The 13,618-nt window shown below is 72.8% G+C and carries 14 protein-coding genes, 1 pseudogene and 1 riboswitch; of the genes and pseudogenes, 9 read left to right on the top strand and 6 right to left on the bottom strand.

Features of this window, described 5'->3' with window-relative positions; all coding sequences use genetic code 11:
• Nucleotides 1-303 precede the first annotated feature (303 nt).
• Together IF37_RS0114620 and IF37_RS0114615 are read right to left on the bottom strand one after the other, a co-directional pair.
• The gene (locus IF37_RS0114620; RefSeq protein ID WP_030741861.1) at nucleotides 304-1,095 is read right to left on the bottom strand and encodes an enhanced serine sensitivity protein SseB; all 792 of its coding nucleotides are present in this window, start codon (nucleotides 1,093-1,095) and stop codon (nucleotides 304-306) included.
• A gap of 72 nt (nucleotides 1,096-1,167) precedes the next feature.
• On the bottom strand, nucleotides 1,168-1,836 hold the full coding sequence (locus IF37_RS0114615; protein ID WP_030741858.1) for an AAA family ATPase: 669 nt from the start codon (nucleotides 1,834-1,836) through the stop codon (nucleotides 1,168-1,170).
• A 178-nt stretch (nucleotides 1,837-2,014) separates the two neighbouring features.
• Nucleotides 2,015-2,118, top strand: a riboswitch (glycine riboswitch).
• Nucleotides 2,119-2,274: 156 nt separating this feature from the next.
• Here IF37_RS0114615 and gcvT point away from each other — a divergent pair.
• The 8 genes from gcvT to IF37_RS0114575 all read left to right on the top strand — a co-directional run bounded on the left by gcvT (nucleotide 2,275) and on the right by IF37_RS0114575 (nucleotide 9,975).
• A complete protein-coding gene (gene gcvT / locus IF37_RS0114610) occupies nucleotides 2,275-3,402 on the top strand; it encodes a glycine cleavage system aminomethyltransferase GcvT (RefSeq protein WP_030741855.1) in 1,128 nt (375 codons plus the stop codon).
• A gap of 135 nt (nucleotides 3,403-3,537) precedes the next feature.
• Nucleotides 3,538-3,915 carry a glycine cleavage system protein GcvH gene (gene gcvH, locus IF37_RS0114605; RefSeq protein WP_030741852.1) on the top strand — a complete coding sequence of 126 codons (378 nt, stop codon included), beginning with the start codon at nucleotides 3,538-3,540 and terminating at the stop codon, nucleotides 3,913-3,915.
• 14 nt (nucleotides 3,916-3,929) lie between these two features.
• Nucleotides 3,930-5,195, top strand: coding sequence for a serine hydroxymethyltransferase (gene glyA, locus IF37_RS0114600; RefSeq protein ID WP_030741850.1), 1,266 nt, complete (start codon nucleotides 3,930-3,932; stop codon nucleotides 5,193-5,195).
• 61 nt (nucleotides 5,196-5,256) lie between these two features.
• A complete protein-coding gene (locus IF37_RS0114595) occupies nucleotides 5,257-6,624 on the top strand; it encodes an L-serine ammonia-lyase (RefSeq protein ID WP_030741847.1) in 1,368 nt (455 codons plus the stop codon).
• 68 nt (nucleotides 6,625-6,692) lie between these two features.
• Nucleotides 6,693-7,100 carry a hypothetical protein gene (locus IF37_RS0114590; RefSeq protein WP_030741845.1) on the top strand — a complete coding sequence of 136 codons (408 nt, stop codon included), beginning with the start codon at nucleotides 6,693-6,695 and terminating at the stop codon, nucleotides 7,098-7,100.
• The gene (locus IF37_RS0114585) at nucleotides 7,087-8,244 is read left to right on the top strand and encodes a WD40 repeat domain-containing protein (protein WP_030741841.1); all 1,158 of its coding nucleotides are present in this window, start codon (nucleotides 7,087-7,089) and stop codon (nucleotides 8,242-8,244) included. Before IF37_RS0114590 ends, IF37_RS0114585 begins: the two co-directional genes overlap by 14 nt.
• Before the next feature lie 53 nt (nucleotides 8,245-8,297).
• Nucleotides 8,298-9,329 carry a phosphatidylinositol-specific phospholipase C domain-containing protein gene (locus IF37_RS0114580; protein WP_030741838.1) on the top strand — a complete coding sequence of 344 codons (1,032 nt, stop codon included), beginning with the start codon at nucleotides 8,298-8,300 and terminating at the stop codon, nucleotides 9,327-9,329.
• A 91-nt stretch (nucleotides 9,330-9,420) separates the two neighbouring features.
• Nucleotides 9,421-9,975, top strand: coding sequence for a glycoside hydrolase family 25 protein (locus IF37_RS0114575; protein WP_030741835.1), 555 nt, complete (start codon nucleotides 9,421-9,423; stop codon nucleotides 9,973-9,975).
• A 13-nt stretch (nucleotides 9,976-9,988) separates the two neighbouring features.
• Here IF37_RS0114575 and IF37_RS0114570 read toward each other — a convergent pair.
• Together IF37_RS0114570 and IF37_RS0114565 are read right to left on the bottom strand one after the other, a co-directional pair.
• Nucleotides 9,989-10,714 (bottom strand): annotated as a pseudogene (locus IF37_RS0114570) (NADPH-dependent F420 reductase); the annotation flags it as partial.
• 87 nt (nucleotides 10,715-10,801) lie between these two features.
• On the bottom strand, nucleotides 10,802-11,014 hold the full coding sequence (locus IF37_RS0114565; RefSeq protein WP_030741830.1) for an EF-hand domain-containing protein: 213 nt from the start codon (nucleotides 11,012-11,014) through the stop codon (nucleotides 10,802-10,804).
• 173 nt (nucleotides 11,015-11,187) lie between these two features.
• On the opposite strand from IF37_RS0114565, the gene IF37_RS0114560 reads away from it, so the two are divergent.
• Entirely contained in the window at nucleotides 11,188-11,841 is a 654-nt protein-coding gene (locus tag IF37_RS0114560; RefSeq protein ID WP_030741829.1) for a GNAT family N-acetyltransferase, read from the top strand.
• On the opposite strand, the gene IF37_RS0114555 is transcribed toward IF37_RS0114560, so the two are convergent.
• Both IF37_RS0114555 and IF37_RS0114550 read right to left on the bottom strand, forming a co-directional pair.
• Nucleotides 11,808-12,992, bottom strand: coding sequence for a YncE family protein (locus tag IF37_RS0114555; RefSeq protein ID WP_030741827.1), 1,185 nt, complete (start codon nucleotides 12,990-12,992; stop codon nucleotides 11,808-11,810). The genes IF37_RS0114560 and IF37_RS0114555 overlap by 34 nt on opposite strands.
• A partial coding sequence (locus tag IF37_RS0114550; RefSeq protein ID WP_030741824.1) for a polysaccharide deacetylase family protein occupies nucleotides 12,992-13,618 on the bottom strand: 627 nt, incomplete at its 5' end. The genes IF37_RS0114555 and IF37_RS0114550, both read right to left, overlap by 1 nt.

The following is a 13,618-nucleotide window of genomic DNA, read 5'->3' as shown; positions in this document are numbered from 1 at the left end:
GCCGGTCACGCCGCCGCTGTGGCTCGCGCTCACCTGTCGTGCCCTTCTTTTCAATGGCCCGCGTTCTGGAAACAGCTTAAGCGCCCGGTGGCTCCGGGCCTTCGGCCGATGCCCGGCCGCGAGCCCCTAGGTCCTGTCGTCAAACTCCCGCCGTCCGCCCGGAGGGCGGGCCTCGCGGCGTCAGGTGCGTGCTCTCGGCGTGCCGGGCCCCGTCCCTCGTACTGGACGTACTTGGTTCGGGGCCCGGTGCGGCGAGAGTGCGTGCATGGCGTCGCGAGGCAGGCGGGAGTTTGACGACAGGACCTAGTGGCCGTGCTGGTAGAAGGGGCGGACGTTGTTCTTCAGCCAGCCGGCCACCGGGTCGTCGGTGACGTCCAGCAGGACCAGGTTGACCGGCCAGGCGACCGGGGCCATGCCGAGGGCCTTGCCGAGGGCCTGGAGCGGTAGGGCGCGCAGGTCGCCCTCCCACTGGGAGAGTTCCACGCCCACGAACATCACCGGGTCGGCCGTCTCGACGGCGGCCAGGCAGCGGCGGGCGCTCAGCACCACGCCGGTCTCGGCGAACTCGGCGGAGGCGGCGGAGAGGAAGTCGACCGGGTCGTCCTGCCAGTCGGGCTCGAAGAGGCGGACCCGGCCGCCGCTGCCGGGGCCGTCGAGCGGGGTGCGGCCCGTCCGGCACAGCTCGGCCACGGCCTCGGGCGGCAGCGGTATGCCGACCACGCCCTCGGGGTTGACGGCGATGCCGAGCTGCGGGGGCAGCCCGCGGGCGAACTCCACCGCCGGGGCGATGGTGTACGCCATGTGGGGGCCGGCGACCTGGCGGAGCTGCTCCTCGGAGCTGAACACCGGGACGTACGCCTGGCCGTCGATCTCGAGCGTCGGCAGGTCCAGCGGGCCGCTGTCCGGGCCCCCGCCGTTGGGGAGCGGGACCCACAGGAAGCTGCGCCCGAGGACCTCGACGATCCGGGCGCCCGCCGAGGGGATGCCGAGGGAGGCCGACAGCACCTCCTCCAGCTCGTTACCGGGCCAACCGCCGTGCGGGTGGGGGTGCGCCTGTGCCGGGAAGTCCGCGGGAATGTCCGCCGGGAAGTCCATGTGCCTACCGCCTGCCGGGAATCACTGGTGTGACCAAGAACAAGAAGGCTATCGGGTGGCCGTGACAGCGCCTCACCGAGCGAAGCCGACCCGGCCGAGGACGTCCGCCGCGTCCCGGTCCAGCAGCACCGCCGCACCGCAGCCGGCGGGCGGTCTCCCCTGCTCCACCGCGCGCAGCAGCCGGGCGGTGGTGCGGCGGTGGCGGCGGAAGGCGTAGCGGGAGACGCCCCGGCCGCGCTCGCGCTGGCCCTGCCGGGCCGTCTCGGCGGGGACGTCGAGGAGGATCAGGTGCAGGGTGGCGCCGCGGCGCCGGGCCTCGCGGGCGAGCCAGGCGCGCACCCAGGGCTGGGTGCCGCAGTCGTGCACGACGACTCCCTCGCCGCTGCGCAGGGCGCGGCGCAGTCCGGCGTAGTGGGCGAGGCGGACCAGCGGGCGGTACAGGGCGTAGGGGAGCCGGCGGGGGACGCGGGCGTCCCAGCGGTCGCGGGTGTCCTGGGAGTCGACGCGCCGGCCGGTGACCGCGCGGCGCATCAGGGTGGACTTGCCGCTGCCGGGCAGGCCGGTGATCACCACCAGGTCCCGGGGGCCGAAGAGCAGGGCGTGCGGGCTGCGGCCCGCGCGGTCGCGCAGATCGCGGACGACGGGCGCGGGGCGGTCCGCCGCGCGCCCGCGGGCGGGGGCGGCAGGTTGCTCCGGCATCGCGACCCCGGCGTGGGCGGCACAGGCCGGCGTCCTGTTCACCATGATCGTCCTCCCCCTGGGCTCGGTCATCCCCATGCCCGTTGTATGTAAAGAGAAGGTAATGGGCAAGGGTCGGCGCCGCGTGCGCGTACGGCCACAGGTCGGTTACAACCGGCACGCTCTGGATGGCCGGGGTGCGGCGTGCAATGATGAGGCCGCCAACTGCATACCGGCCGTTTGAATCCGCGCGGGAGAGTCCCCAGGTCCCCTTGGACCGCTTGGGGCGCCGAAGGAGCAAGTCCCTCCCTTGAATCTCTCAGGCCCCGTTACCGCGCGGGCGAGGCACATCTGAAAAGCGGGCCGCCGCACCGGCGGCTCCACCCAAGGTGCAAGCCGTGATCGCCCCCGTGGCGGTCGGGGCGAACCTCTCAGGTTCCGATGACAGATGGGGAGGAACGTTCCTCGCCCGTCCTTCGTGCCCTGGGAGACGACCGACCGATGAGCAGTACCGAACCCGTTGAGCCGCGCCGCACCGCGCTGGACGCGCTGCACCGCTCGCTCGGCGCGACGATGACCGACTTCGCCGGCTGGGACATGCCCCTGCGCTACGGCTCCGAGCGCGACGAGCACATCGCCGTGCGCACGCGCGCCGGTCTCTTCGACCTCTCCCACATGGGCGAGATCACCGTCACCGGTGCCGGTGCGGCCGACCTGCTGAACTTCGCCCTGGTCGGCAACATCGCCTCCGTCGGTGTCGGCCGTGCCCGCTACACCATGATCTGCCAGGCCGACGGCGGCATCCTGGACGACCTGATCGTCTACCGGCTGGCCGAGACCGAGTACCTGGTCGTCGCCAACGCCTCCAACGCCCAGGTGGTGCTGGACGCGCTGACCGAGCGCGCCGCCGGCTTCGACGCCGAGGTCCGCGACGACCGGGACGCCTACGCGCTGATCGCCGTGCAGGGCCCGGAGTCCCCCGGCATCCTGAAGGCCCTCACCGACGCCGACCTGGACGGCCTCAAGTACTACGCCGGGCTGCCCGGCACGGTGGCCGGCGTCCCGGCGCTGATCGCCCGCACCGGCTACACCGGCGAGGACGGCTTCGAGCTGTTCGTGCGGCCGGAACACGCCGTGTCGCTGTGGCAGGCGCTGACCGAGGCCGGCGCGGGCGTCGGGCTGGTCCCGTGCGGCCTGTCCTGCCGGGACACGCTGCGCCTGGAGGCGGGCATGCCGCTGTACGGACACGAGCTGACCACCTCCCTGACCCCCTTCGACGCCGGGCTCGGGCGCGTGGTGAAGTTCGAGAAGGAGGGCGACTTCGTCGGGCGCGAGGCGCTCGCGCGGGCCGCCGAGCGGGCCGCCGCCGAGCCCCCGCGGGTCCTGGTCGGGCTGGTCGCCGAGGGCCGCCGGGTGCCGCGCGCCGGGTACGCCGTCGTCGCCGGCGGCGAGGTGATCGGCGAGGTCACCTCCGGCGCCCCCTCCCCCACCCTGGGCAAGCCGATCGCCATGGCCTACGTCGACGCGGCGCACGCGGCGCCGGGCACCGAGGGCGTCGGCGTGGACATCCGGGGAACCCACGAGCCGTACCGGGTCGTGGCCCTGCCGTTCTACAAGCGCCAGAAGTAGAGACCGCACGGTCGCCCGGCCACGGGGCCCGGCTCCGGGGCCGACGCGTGACCCTGCGCACATTCACCCGCCCACCAGCGGTTTCCGTACTCCCCCCGTCATCAGCACGCCCGCGCGTACAGGAGAATTCAGGCCATGAGCAACCCCCAGCAGCTGCGCTACAGCAAGGAGCACGAGTGGCTGTCGGGCGCCGAGGACGGCGTCTCGACGGTCGGCATCACGGAGCACGCGGCCAACGCGCTCGGCGATGTCGTCTTCGTCCAGCTCCCCGAGACCGGCTCCACGGTGTCCGCGGGCGAGACCTGCGGCGAGCTGGAGTCGACGAAGTCGGTCTCCGACCTGTACTCGCCGGTCTCCGGTGAGGTCGTTGAGGTCAACGAGGACGTCGTCAACGACCCGTCGCTGGTGAACTCCGCCCCCTTCGAGGGCGGCTGGCTCTTCAAGGTGCGCGTCGCGGAGGAGCCGGCCGAGCTGCTCACCGCGGACGAGTACACCGCCTTCACCACCGGCTGAGGAGTCGTAGCCCCATGACTGTCCTGAACACGTCCCTGCACGAGCTGGACCCGGAGATCGCCGCCGCGGTCGACGCCGAGCTGGTCCGCCAGCAGTCGACGCTGGAGATGATCGCCTCCGAGAACTTCGCGCCGCTCGCGGTCATGGAGGCCCAGGGCTCGGTCCTCACCAACAAGTACGCCGAGGGCTACCCGGGCCGCCGCTACTACGGCGGCTGCGAGCACGTCGACGTCGCCGAGCAGATCGCCATCGACCGGGTCAAGGAGCTGTTCGGCGCCGAGTACGCCAATGTGCAGCCCCACTCCGGCGCCTCCGCCAACCAGGCGGCCCTGTTCGCGCTGGCCCAGCCCGGGGACACCATCCTCGGCCTGGACCTGGCGCACGGCGGCCACCTGACCCACGGCATGCGGCTGAACTTCTCCGGCAAGCAGTTCAACGTGGTCGCCTACCACGTGGACGACGCCGGCCTGGTCGACATGGCCGAGGTCGAGCGGCTCGCCAAGGAGCACCGCCCCAAGGTGATCATCGCGGGCTGGTCCGCCTACCCGCGGCAGCTGGACTTCGCCGAGTTCCGCCGGATCGCCGACGAGGTCGAGGCGTACCTGTGGGTCGACATGGCGCACTTCGCGGGCCTGGTCGCGGCCGGTCTGCACGCGAACCCCGTGCCCTACGCCGACGTGGTCACCTCCACCACGCACAAGACGCTGGGCGGCCCGCGCGGCGGCATCATCCTCGCGCGCGGCAAGGACTTCGCGAAGAAGCTGAACTCCTCCGTCTTCCCGGGCTTCCAGGGCGGTCCCCTGGAGCACGTGATCGCGGCGAAGGCGGTCTCCTTCAAGGTCGCCGCCTCCGAGGAGTTCAAGGAGCGCCAGCGGCGTACGGTGGAGGGTGCCCGCATCCTCGCCGAGCGCCTGACGGCCGCCGACGCCCGCGAGGCCGGGGTGGACGTGCTGTCCGGCGGTACGGACGTGCACCTGATCCTGGTCGACCTGCGCGCGTCCGAGCTGGACGGTCAGCAGGCGGAGGACCGGCTGCACGAGGTCGGCATCACGGTCAACCGCAACGCCGTCCCGAACGACCCGCGCCCGCCGATGGTCACCTCCGGACTGCGCATCGGCACGCCGGCCCTGGCCACCCGCGGCTTCACGGCCGAGGACTTCGCCGAGGTCGCGGACGTGATCGCCGAGACGCTGAAGCCGTCGTACGACGTGGAGTCCCTGAAGGCGCGCGTGCGGGCGCTCGCCGACAAGCACCCGCTGTACCCGGGTCTGAACAAGTAAGTCCCCGGCGGGGTACCCGGCACCCGGGTACCCCGCCACCCCCCTGTCTTGAGGAGTGACCGTGGCCATCTCGGTCTTCGACCTGTTCTCGATCGGCATCGGCCCGTCCAGCTCCCACACGGTCGGCCCGATGCGGGCGGCGCGCATGTTCGCCCGCCGGCTGCGCAACGAGGGCCTGCTCGGCTCCGTGGCGTCCCTGCGCTGCGAGCTGTACGGCTCGCTCGGCGCGACCGGCCACGGCCACGGCACCCCGAAGGCGGTGCTGCTCGGCCTGGAGGGCGCCTCGCCGCGCACGGTCGACGTGGAGACGGCCGACGAGCGGGTGGCCCGCATCAAGCGGGCGGGCCGGCTCTCGCTGCTCGGCGAGCACGAGATCGCGTTCTCCTTCGACGACGACCTGGTCCTGCACCGCCGCAAGGCGCTGCCCTACCACGCGAACGGCATGACCGTGTGGGCGTACGACGCCTCGGGCGCCGAGGTGCTGTCGAAGACGTACTACTCGGTCGGCGGCGGCTTCGTGGTGGACGAGGACGCGGTGGGCGCGGACCGCATCGTGCTGGACGACACGGTCCTGAAGTACCCCTTCCGCACCGGCGACGAGCTGCTGCGCCTGACGAAGGAGACGGGCCTGTCGATCTCCTCGCTGATGCTGGAGAACGAGCGGGCCTGGCGCACCGAGGAGGAGATCCGCGCCGGCCTGCTGGAGATCTGGCGGGTGATGCGCGAGTGCGTGCGGCGCGGCATGTCCCGTGAGGGCATCCTGCCCGGCGGTCTGAAGGTCCGCCGCCGCGCGGCCGTCTCGGCCCGCCAGCTGCGCGCCGAGGGCGACCCGCTGGCGCACGCCATGGAGTGGCTCACGCTCTACGCGATGGCGGTCAACGAGGAGAACGCGGCGGGCGGCCGGGTCGTGACGGCCCCGACGAACGGCGCGGCGGGCATCATCCCGGCGGTCCTGCACTACTACATCGACTTCGTCCCCGGTGCCGACGAGGACGGCGTGGTCCGCTTCCTCCTCGCCGCCGGCGCGATCGGCATGCTCTTCAAGGAGAACGCCTCCATCTCGGGCGCCGAGGTCGGCTGCCAGGGCGAGGTCGGCTCCGCCTGCTCCATGGCCGCGGGCGCCCTCGCCGAGGTGCTCGGCGGCTCCCCCGAGCAGGTGGAGAACGCGGCCGAGATCGGTATGGAGCACAACCTCGGCCTGACCTGCGACCCGGTCGGCGGCCTGGTGCAGATCCCGTGCATCGAGCGCAACGGCATGGCCGCGGTGAAGGCGGTCACGGCCGCGAAGATGGCGATGCGCGGCGACGGCTCCCACAAGGTGTCCCTGGACAAGGTCATCAAGACCATGAAGGACACCGGCGCGGACATGAGCGTGAAGTACAAGGAGACGGCCCGGGGCGGGCTGGCGGTGAACATCATCGAGTGCTGAGCCGACCGGGTGACGGCGTGTCGTGACGATAAGCTGTTTTCCTGTCACCGAGCGCTACCATCGGTACCGTGATCGACCTGTACCCCGCGCTGTGGGGGCTGCTCGGCAGCGGTGTCGCCGAAGCACTGAACCTCTCGGCGCTGATGCGACCGTCCGGCCCGCGCAGTCGCTGGCGCTGGCCGTGGCGCAACCGCGCCGACCGTCCGGTGATGCTGGTCGCCATCGGACTGCGGCTGTTCGCCGGTTTCGGCCTCACCGCGGCGCTGGGGAACTCGGGGCAACTGCCCAACGCCACCGCCGCGTTCGCCGTCGGGGTGACGACCCCCCTGGTCGTGGCCAAGTTCTTCCAGTCGATCCCGCTCGCCGGCCCGGTCGCCGGACAACCTCCCGAGCCCCCGCTGCCCACCGCACGCCAGGCGGGCGAGGAGACCGACGAGGCGCTGTCGCGGCCGAGGGGGTCCAATGCTGCGAGCTGACAGCCCGCTCGGCCGTCTGGTGTGCGCGCTGGCCGCACGCCCCCCGCACGGGCCGGTGGTTCCGCAGGCACGGCCGGGCGCCCGGCTGGTGGCGGCGCTCGGGGCGCGACCGGTGCCGGTGCCCAGGGCGCCGGTGCCGCCCGGGCCCCGCCCGGTGCCGTACCGGCCGTCGCAACGGGGGCGCTGGCTGTCCGGGCTGCTCACCGGCTGGCTCGTCGTCCTGACCTGCCTGACCGCGGCCGCCGTGCAGGAGGTGCTGCCCACGCCCTGGCAGCGGGCGGAACCGCGGCGGACCGGCGGACTCCCCGCGGAGCACTGGCGGCCCGTCAGCGGTGGCCGGCTCGCGCCGCGCGGCCGGGCCGACGCGCTGGCGTTCACACCGGACGGGGGCTCGCTGGTGACGATCAGCCGCTCCGCGACGGAGACGTGGGAGGTGTGGGACCCCGAACATCCGCAGCGCATCGTCTCGCCGCACGGCATGCGGCATGTGACGGCCGTCGGGACCAGCCCCGACGGCCGCACTCTCGTGGCGGCGGGGGCGGAGGGGGTACGCGGACTGGCCCTCGGCTCGGGGACGACCCGCTGGTCCGCCGCGGGCGTCAGCGGGCAGGTGAAGGCCCTGCTGGACACCGGCCGCGAGGTGCTGCTGGCCGGCGCCACCCCGGACGGCGCCACCGAGCTGGCCGCGCTGGGCACGGAGACCGGGCGGGCGCGGCGGCTGAGCGGGCTCGGCCGCACCGCACGGTCCGCCCAGTTCTCCCCCGACGGCCGCGCCCTCGCCGTCGCCGACGCCGGTGGAGCGGTCCGGCTGTGGGACGTGTCGGACCCCAGGCACCCGCGGGCCGAGGCGCTGCTCCCGCCGCCCTCCGGTCACGAGACCACCGCGCTCGCCTTCAGCCCCGACGCCCGGGTGCTGGCCACCGTGGACTCGGGGCGGACCGTACGGCTGTGGGACCTCACCGAACCCGCGCACCCGCGTGCCCTGGGACACCCCTTCGAGGACCGTGCCGAGCGGGTCGCCGGGCTCGCCTTCAGCCCCGACGGCCGGCTGGTGGCCACGGTGGGCACCGACGGGGCGGCGAACCTGTGGTGGCGCGCGCACGGTGCGGAGGCCGATGTTCGACCGGGGGCTACCCCGGAGTAACCGATCAGCCCTAGGCTGCCGCCAACTCGGCGACGGTGAGAGGGAGTTCGGGCATGCGGGTGATGAGACGGCTGGCGGCGCTCGCGGGTGCCGCCGCTCTGCTGGCGGTGGCACCGGGCAACGCCCACGCGGCGTCGCCGAAGTTCTCCGAGACGACGGCCATCGGCACGCACAACGCGTACGAGAAGGCCAAGTACGCCTACTTCGCCCAGGCGCTGGACTCCGGGGCCTCGCTGCTGGAGCTGGACGTCTACGCCGACAGCCTCAGCCGCCGCTGGCGGGTCAGCCACGGCAACCCGCTGGGCAACGACAACAACTGCGAGGCGGCGAAGACGCCGGGCGAGCTGTACGGCAAGAGCCGCGACCAGGACCTCGGCAGCTGCCTGGACAACATGGCGGCCTGGAACCAGCTCCACCCCGACCACCCGCCGATCGTCGTCAAGGTGGAGTTCAAGGTCGGCTTCAACGACAACGCGAACCTCGGCCCGGACGAGTTCGACACCCTCGTCGCACAGAGGCTGGGCGGCAGCGTCTACAAGCCGGCCGACCTGCTCGGCGGGACGTACGGCTCGCTGGACGCGGCGGCGAAGGCCGACGCCTGGCCCGCCCGGGACTCCCTCCGGGGCAAGTTCCTCTTCGAGATGATCCCGGGCACGGTCGAACAGGCCAACCCGTTCGACCACTACTGGACCGACCAGGAGTACGGCGACCACCTGCGGGACCTGTACGCGGCCGGACGGATCGGACAGGCCCAGGCGTTCCCGGTCGTGCTCGGCGCCGCCGGCGGCGACCCGCGCACCAGCCGTTACGACGCCTCGATCCGCCCCTGGTTCGTCTTCTTCGACGGCGACGCGGCGACCTACGTGAACAACGGCTACGACACGTCGTTCTACTCCGCGAACCACTACATCCTGATCGCGACGGACGCCCACAACGTGTCCCCGGCGATCTCCTCCACCGCCCCGACGGACGCCGAAGTCGCCACGCGCCTCGCCCTGCTGGCCCGGAACCACGCGAGCGTCATCACCTCCGACTGGGCCGCCAAGCCGGCGTCGGTGCTGGGATCGGTGGTCACCCGCGGCTGAGGATTTCCGGGCGGCCGGGCGGGTCACCCACGCCGGAACGGGGCATATATCGGACAACTCCTATCCCCCACCGGCACTTTGGGAGCTCCCCATGCTCCACGGCATCGACCTCAGCGCGTACCAGTCCTCCTCGTACGACACGCACGGCCTCTCCTTCGTCTTCCTCAAGGCGACGGAGGGGCGTTCGTACGTCAACCCCCGCCTGACCGCGCAGACGAAGAGGGGCCGCGACGCCGGGCTCGTCATCGGCTTCTACCACTTCCTGTGGCCCGGCGACCTCACCGACCAGGCCGACTACTTCCTGCGGCACGCCCCGGACCGCCCCGGCGACATCCTCGCCGTCGACTGGGAGACCACCGGCGACGGCACGCACGCGAGCAACGCGGAGAAGGACCGCTTCATCCGCAAACTGAAGGAACGGCGGCCGGACAACCGGGTCGTCCTCTACTGCAACCGCCACTTCTGGCTGGAGATCGACCGCACGTCGTACGCCGGCGACGGGCTGTGGATCGCCGACTACGTCTCCGCGGGCAAGCCCCGCATCAAGGCCAAGTGGCGGTTCCACCAGTACACCAGCGAGCCCCACGACAAGGACGTGGCCCGGTTCGCGGACAAGGACGACCTGCGCGACTGGGCCACGCCCTAGGTCCTGAGGGTCCTCAGGCCCGGAAGTCCGCCGGGCGTTCCGGGGACGCCTGCGCGAGCGCCTCACGGACCGCCGCCACGCCCGCCCGCAGGCCGTAGACCGGGGTGCCCGGCTGCTGGCGCCAGGAGTCGGCGATGGTACCGGCGTCGACCGTGTCGAAGCCGAGCGCGTCGATCAGCTCGCGGACGGTCCGCTTGGCCGCCTCGTCGTCACCGGCGACCGGCAGGGCCAGGCGGTCCGGGTCGCCGACGGGGCGGGGGCGGTCCAGGATGTCCTGGGCGTAGGTGCCGTTGAAGGCCTTGACCACCCGGTGGCCGAGGTGCTGCTCGGTCCAGCGGCTCTCGGTGAGCCCGTCGTCCTCGATGGCGGCGATCCGGCCGTCCCGCTGCGGGTAGTAGTTGCCGGTGTCGATCACCGCGACGTCCTCGGCCGCGCCGTCCAGCAGGCCGGCGGGCAGGTCGGGGACGGCCTTCAGCGGGACGGTGACGACCACGACACGGGCGCCTTCGGCCGCCTCCGCGGCCCGGACCGGGGTCGCGCCGGTCTCCTCGGCCAGTTCCCTGAGCGTCTCGGGACCGCGTGAGTTGGCGACGGAGACGTCATGGCCGAGGGCGGTGAGCCGCCGGGTGAGGTTGCCGCCGATGTTCCCCGCACCGATGATGCCGATCTTCATGGCCGACCTTCCGGATGATTCATGCGCGTGCATGCTTCTGTCGGCAGAAGCAACCACGCGGGAATGCCGACTATTCCGGTCGCTGCGCCAAACGGGGCGACGGCAGGGGGTGTCCGGTCCGCGCGGGACGGGACACCCCCCGGCGCCGGCGGGTCACTTGCTCAGGTAGGCCCAGAACTCGTCGAACGACAGCACCTTGTCGCCGTTGAGGTCACGGGTCCTGATGACGGCCTCCGCGACCGTCTCGGTGACGTTCCAGTCACCGGCCTGCGCCAGGGCGGACTTGAACTCCGCCGCGGTGATGAATCCGTCACCGTCCGCGTCGATCCGCTGGAACTCCTTGCGCGCTTCCTCGATGTCCGCCACCGATCCGCCCCTTTTATTCGTGTTTCTGATGCCGTGCTGGCGTACTGACGCTGGTCAGATTAACGGCCCGCTCGAGCCGTCGGTGCCGCGACCACCCCGGCGGAGTCCGGTGCCGCCCCCGGTCGTGTCTGCCAGGGTGGGTCCGTCAGTGGACGGCGAATCAGGGAGCGGCCGTGGAGACCTTGCGGGACGTCCTCGACGCGGCGGCGGCCGGTGTCTTCCCGCCGGCGGACGGCGGTACGACGATCCTGCCGCAGCCCTCGCCGCGGGACGCGGGAGTGCTGTCCTTCACCGGGCACGCGGTGGTCTTCACCGACGAGGACCCGCACTGGGTGCGCGGGACGCTGCGCGGCACGGACTGCGACGCCCTGGCGGCGCCGATGAACCCGCGCTTCCTGGCCGCCCTGCTGGACCGGACGGGACGGCACACCGAGACCGTCGACGTGCTGCTGGTGGGCGGCCCGCTGCCGGGCGGGCCGCCGCCGGGGCTGCAGGAGATCGAGGACACCGGTCACCCCCGGATCGTCTACGCCCGCCGGCGGCGGGACGACGTGCGGGTCTGGACGGCGGACGGCGGGGTGCTGGTCCTGGGGCGCGGGGTCGCCGGGCGGCTGGAGGTGTCGGTCGAGGTGGACGAGGACGCCCGGCACCGGGGGCTCGGGCGGCGGCTGGTGACCGCCGCCCGGCGGCTCGCCGCGGAGCCGCTGTGGGCGCAGGTCTCCCCGGGGAACGCCCGCAGTCTGCGGGCGTTCCAGGCGGCCGGGTACCGTCCGGTGGGCTCGGAGGTGCTGCTTCAGCGGAAGACGCCGGTGTGCCCCAGTGAGTAGCGGCCCGGCTGCGGGTAGACGGCGAGGCCGTGCGGACCGTTGCCGACCCCGATCCGGGCCAGCTGGGCGCCGGTGCGGGTGTCGATCGCGTAGACCTCGGAGTTGTAGCGGCCGGACAGCCACAGCACCTTGCCGTCTGCGGAGACCCCGCCCATGTCGGGGCTGCCGCCGCCGGGCAGGCGCCACTTCCTGGTGAGCCGGTTTCGGGTGAAGTCGAAGACGGAGACGGTGCCCTCGCCCCGGTTGGAGATGTACATCTCGCGGGAGTCGCGGCTGACGTAGAGGCCGTGGGCGCCCTTGCCGGTGGCGAGGAGCCGGGGCGGGGTGAACTTGTCGCCGTCGAGGACCCACACCCCGTCGGCCATCATGTCGGCGATGTAGAAGAGCTTGCCGTCCGGGGAGACCTTGACGTCCTGCGGCATCGCGCCGCGCAGCGGCAGCTTCTCCTTGCCGAGCACCTCCATCCGCGCGGTGTCGACCTTGAGGAGCTCGCCGCTGAACTCGCAGGAGACGATGAAGTAGCGGCCGTCGATGGAGAAGTCGGCATGGTTGACGCCGTAGCAGGCGACCGGGACGGTCTTGACGGTCTTCATGGTGTGCGCGTCCCGGAAGACGAGCTGGCGGTCCATGGAGGCCATCACGACGGCGTACCTGCCGTCGGGCGTGAAGTAGAGGTTGTAGGGATCGTGCACGTCGACCGGCCGGCCGGCCCGGCCGGTGCGCGGGTCGATCGGGGTGAGGGTGTTGCCGAGGTCGTTGTTGACCCAGAGGGTCTTCAGGTCCCAGGACGGTACGACGTGCTGGGGCTGGCGGCCGACCGGGATGGTGTCGACGACCCGGTAGGTCGCGGGGTCGATGACGGTGACCGTGTCGGAGTTGGTGTTGGGCACGTAGACCCGGGACGGGAAGCCGGCGACCACGGGCGACAGCCGGTTCGGCCGGTCGGCGGAGTACAGGTCGGCCGGGTCGTCGACCGGCGGCATCCCGGGCAGCACGTTCACCCGCGGCTTGGCCGCCCGCGGCTGGACCGGCGTCTTGCCGACCCGGGCCGCGCCCTCGGGGTCCCCGGTGTCGCCGTCGCACGCGGTGAGCAGCGCCAGGGCGGTGACGGCGGCGGCGGCCAGCAGGCGGGCGGCTTTCGTGGTTCGCATCAGCTCAGCAGCTCCGTGGTGGTGACCGCGCGCAGCCCGCGGCGGCCGAGTTCGGTCAGGACGTCGGGAAGGGCGGCGACCGTGTCCGGATAGCCGAAGTGCAGGCTCACCACCGACCCCCGGCGCACCCCGTCGAGGACGTTGCGGGTGACGGCGGCGGCGCCCGGGCCGGTGTAGTCGAGGGAGTCGACGTCGTACGACAGCACGTGCGGGTAGCCGGCGGCGCGGGCCAGCCGGGTGACGAGCGGGGAGGCGGCCGGGGCGCGGGAGGGGCGGAACCAGCTGCCGATGGAGCCGGTGAGCCGTTCCAGCCGGTCGGCGCAGTCGGTGATCTCCCGGCGGGCTTCCGGCTCGGCGAGGGTGTTGACGCCGATGTGCCGCTGGGTGTGGTTGCCGAGGTCATGGCCGCCGTCGAGGACGCGGCGGGCGAGGTCCGGGTGCGCGTCCAGCCAGCTGCCGACGGCCAGCACGGTGAGCCGGGCACCGTGCCGTTCGGCCGTGCCGAGCAGGGCGTGGGCGAGGGTGGGGTCGCCCTGGCCGTGGAAGGTGAGGGCCACCCGGGGGCGGTCGCGCGGTCCGTGGGTGATCTGGTCCGGGAGGCCGGGGTAGGCGCGGGGGGCGGGGGC

The organism is Streptomyces sp. NRRL S-31, from assembly GCF_000718775.1.
GTDB lineage: Bacteria > Actinomycetota > Actinomycetes > Streptomycetales > Streptomycetaceae > Streptomyces.
Note: the sequence above shows the minus strand (reverse complement) of the source record. Positions and strands in the feature narration are given on the sequence as shown.

Excerpts from the sequence above, each read along its gene's own strand:
- glyA (WP_030741850.1), top strand. The coding sequence starts at position 3,930 with ATGACTGTCCTGAACACGTCCCTGCACGAGCTGGACCCGGAGATCGCC.
- IF37_RS0114575 (WP_030741835.1), top strand. The coding sequence starts at position 9,421 with ATGCTCCACGGCATCGACCTCAGCGCGTACCAGTCCTCCTCGTACGAC.
- gcvT (WP_030741855.1), top strand. The coding sequence starts at position 2,275 with ATGAGCAGTACCGAACCCGTTGAGCCGCGCCGCACCGCGCTGGACGCG.
- IF37_RS0114585 (WP_030741841.1), top strand. The coding sequence starts at position 7,087 with ATGCTGCGAGCTGACAGCCCGCTCGGCCGTCTGGTGTGCGCGCTGGCC.
- IF37_RS0114580 (WP_030741838.1), top strand. The coding sequence starts at position 8,298 with ATGCGGGTGATGAGACGGCTGGCGGCGCTCGCGGGTGCCGCCGCTCTG.
- IF37_RS0114620 (WP_030741861.1), bottom strand. The coding sequence starts at position 1,095 with ATGGACTTCCCGGCGGACATTCCCGCGGACTTCCCGGCACAGGCGCAC.
- gcvH (WP_030741852.1), top strand. The coding sequence starts at position 3,538 with ATGAGCAACCCCCAGCAGCTGCGCTACAGCAAGGAGCACGAGTGGCTG.
- IF37_RS0114555 (WP_030741827.1), bottom strand. The coding sequence starts at position 12,992 with ATGCGAACCACGAAAGCCGCCCGCCTGCTGGCCGCCGCCGCCGTCACC.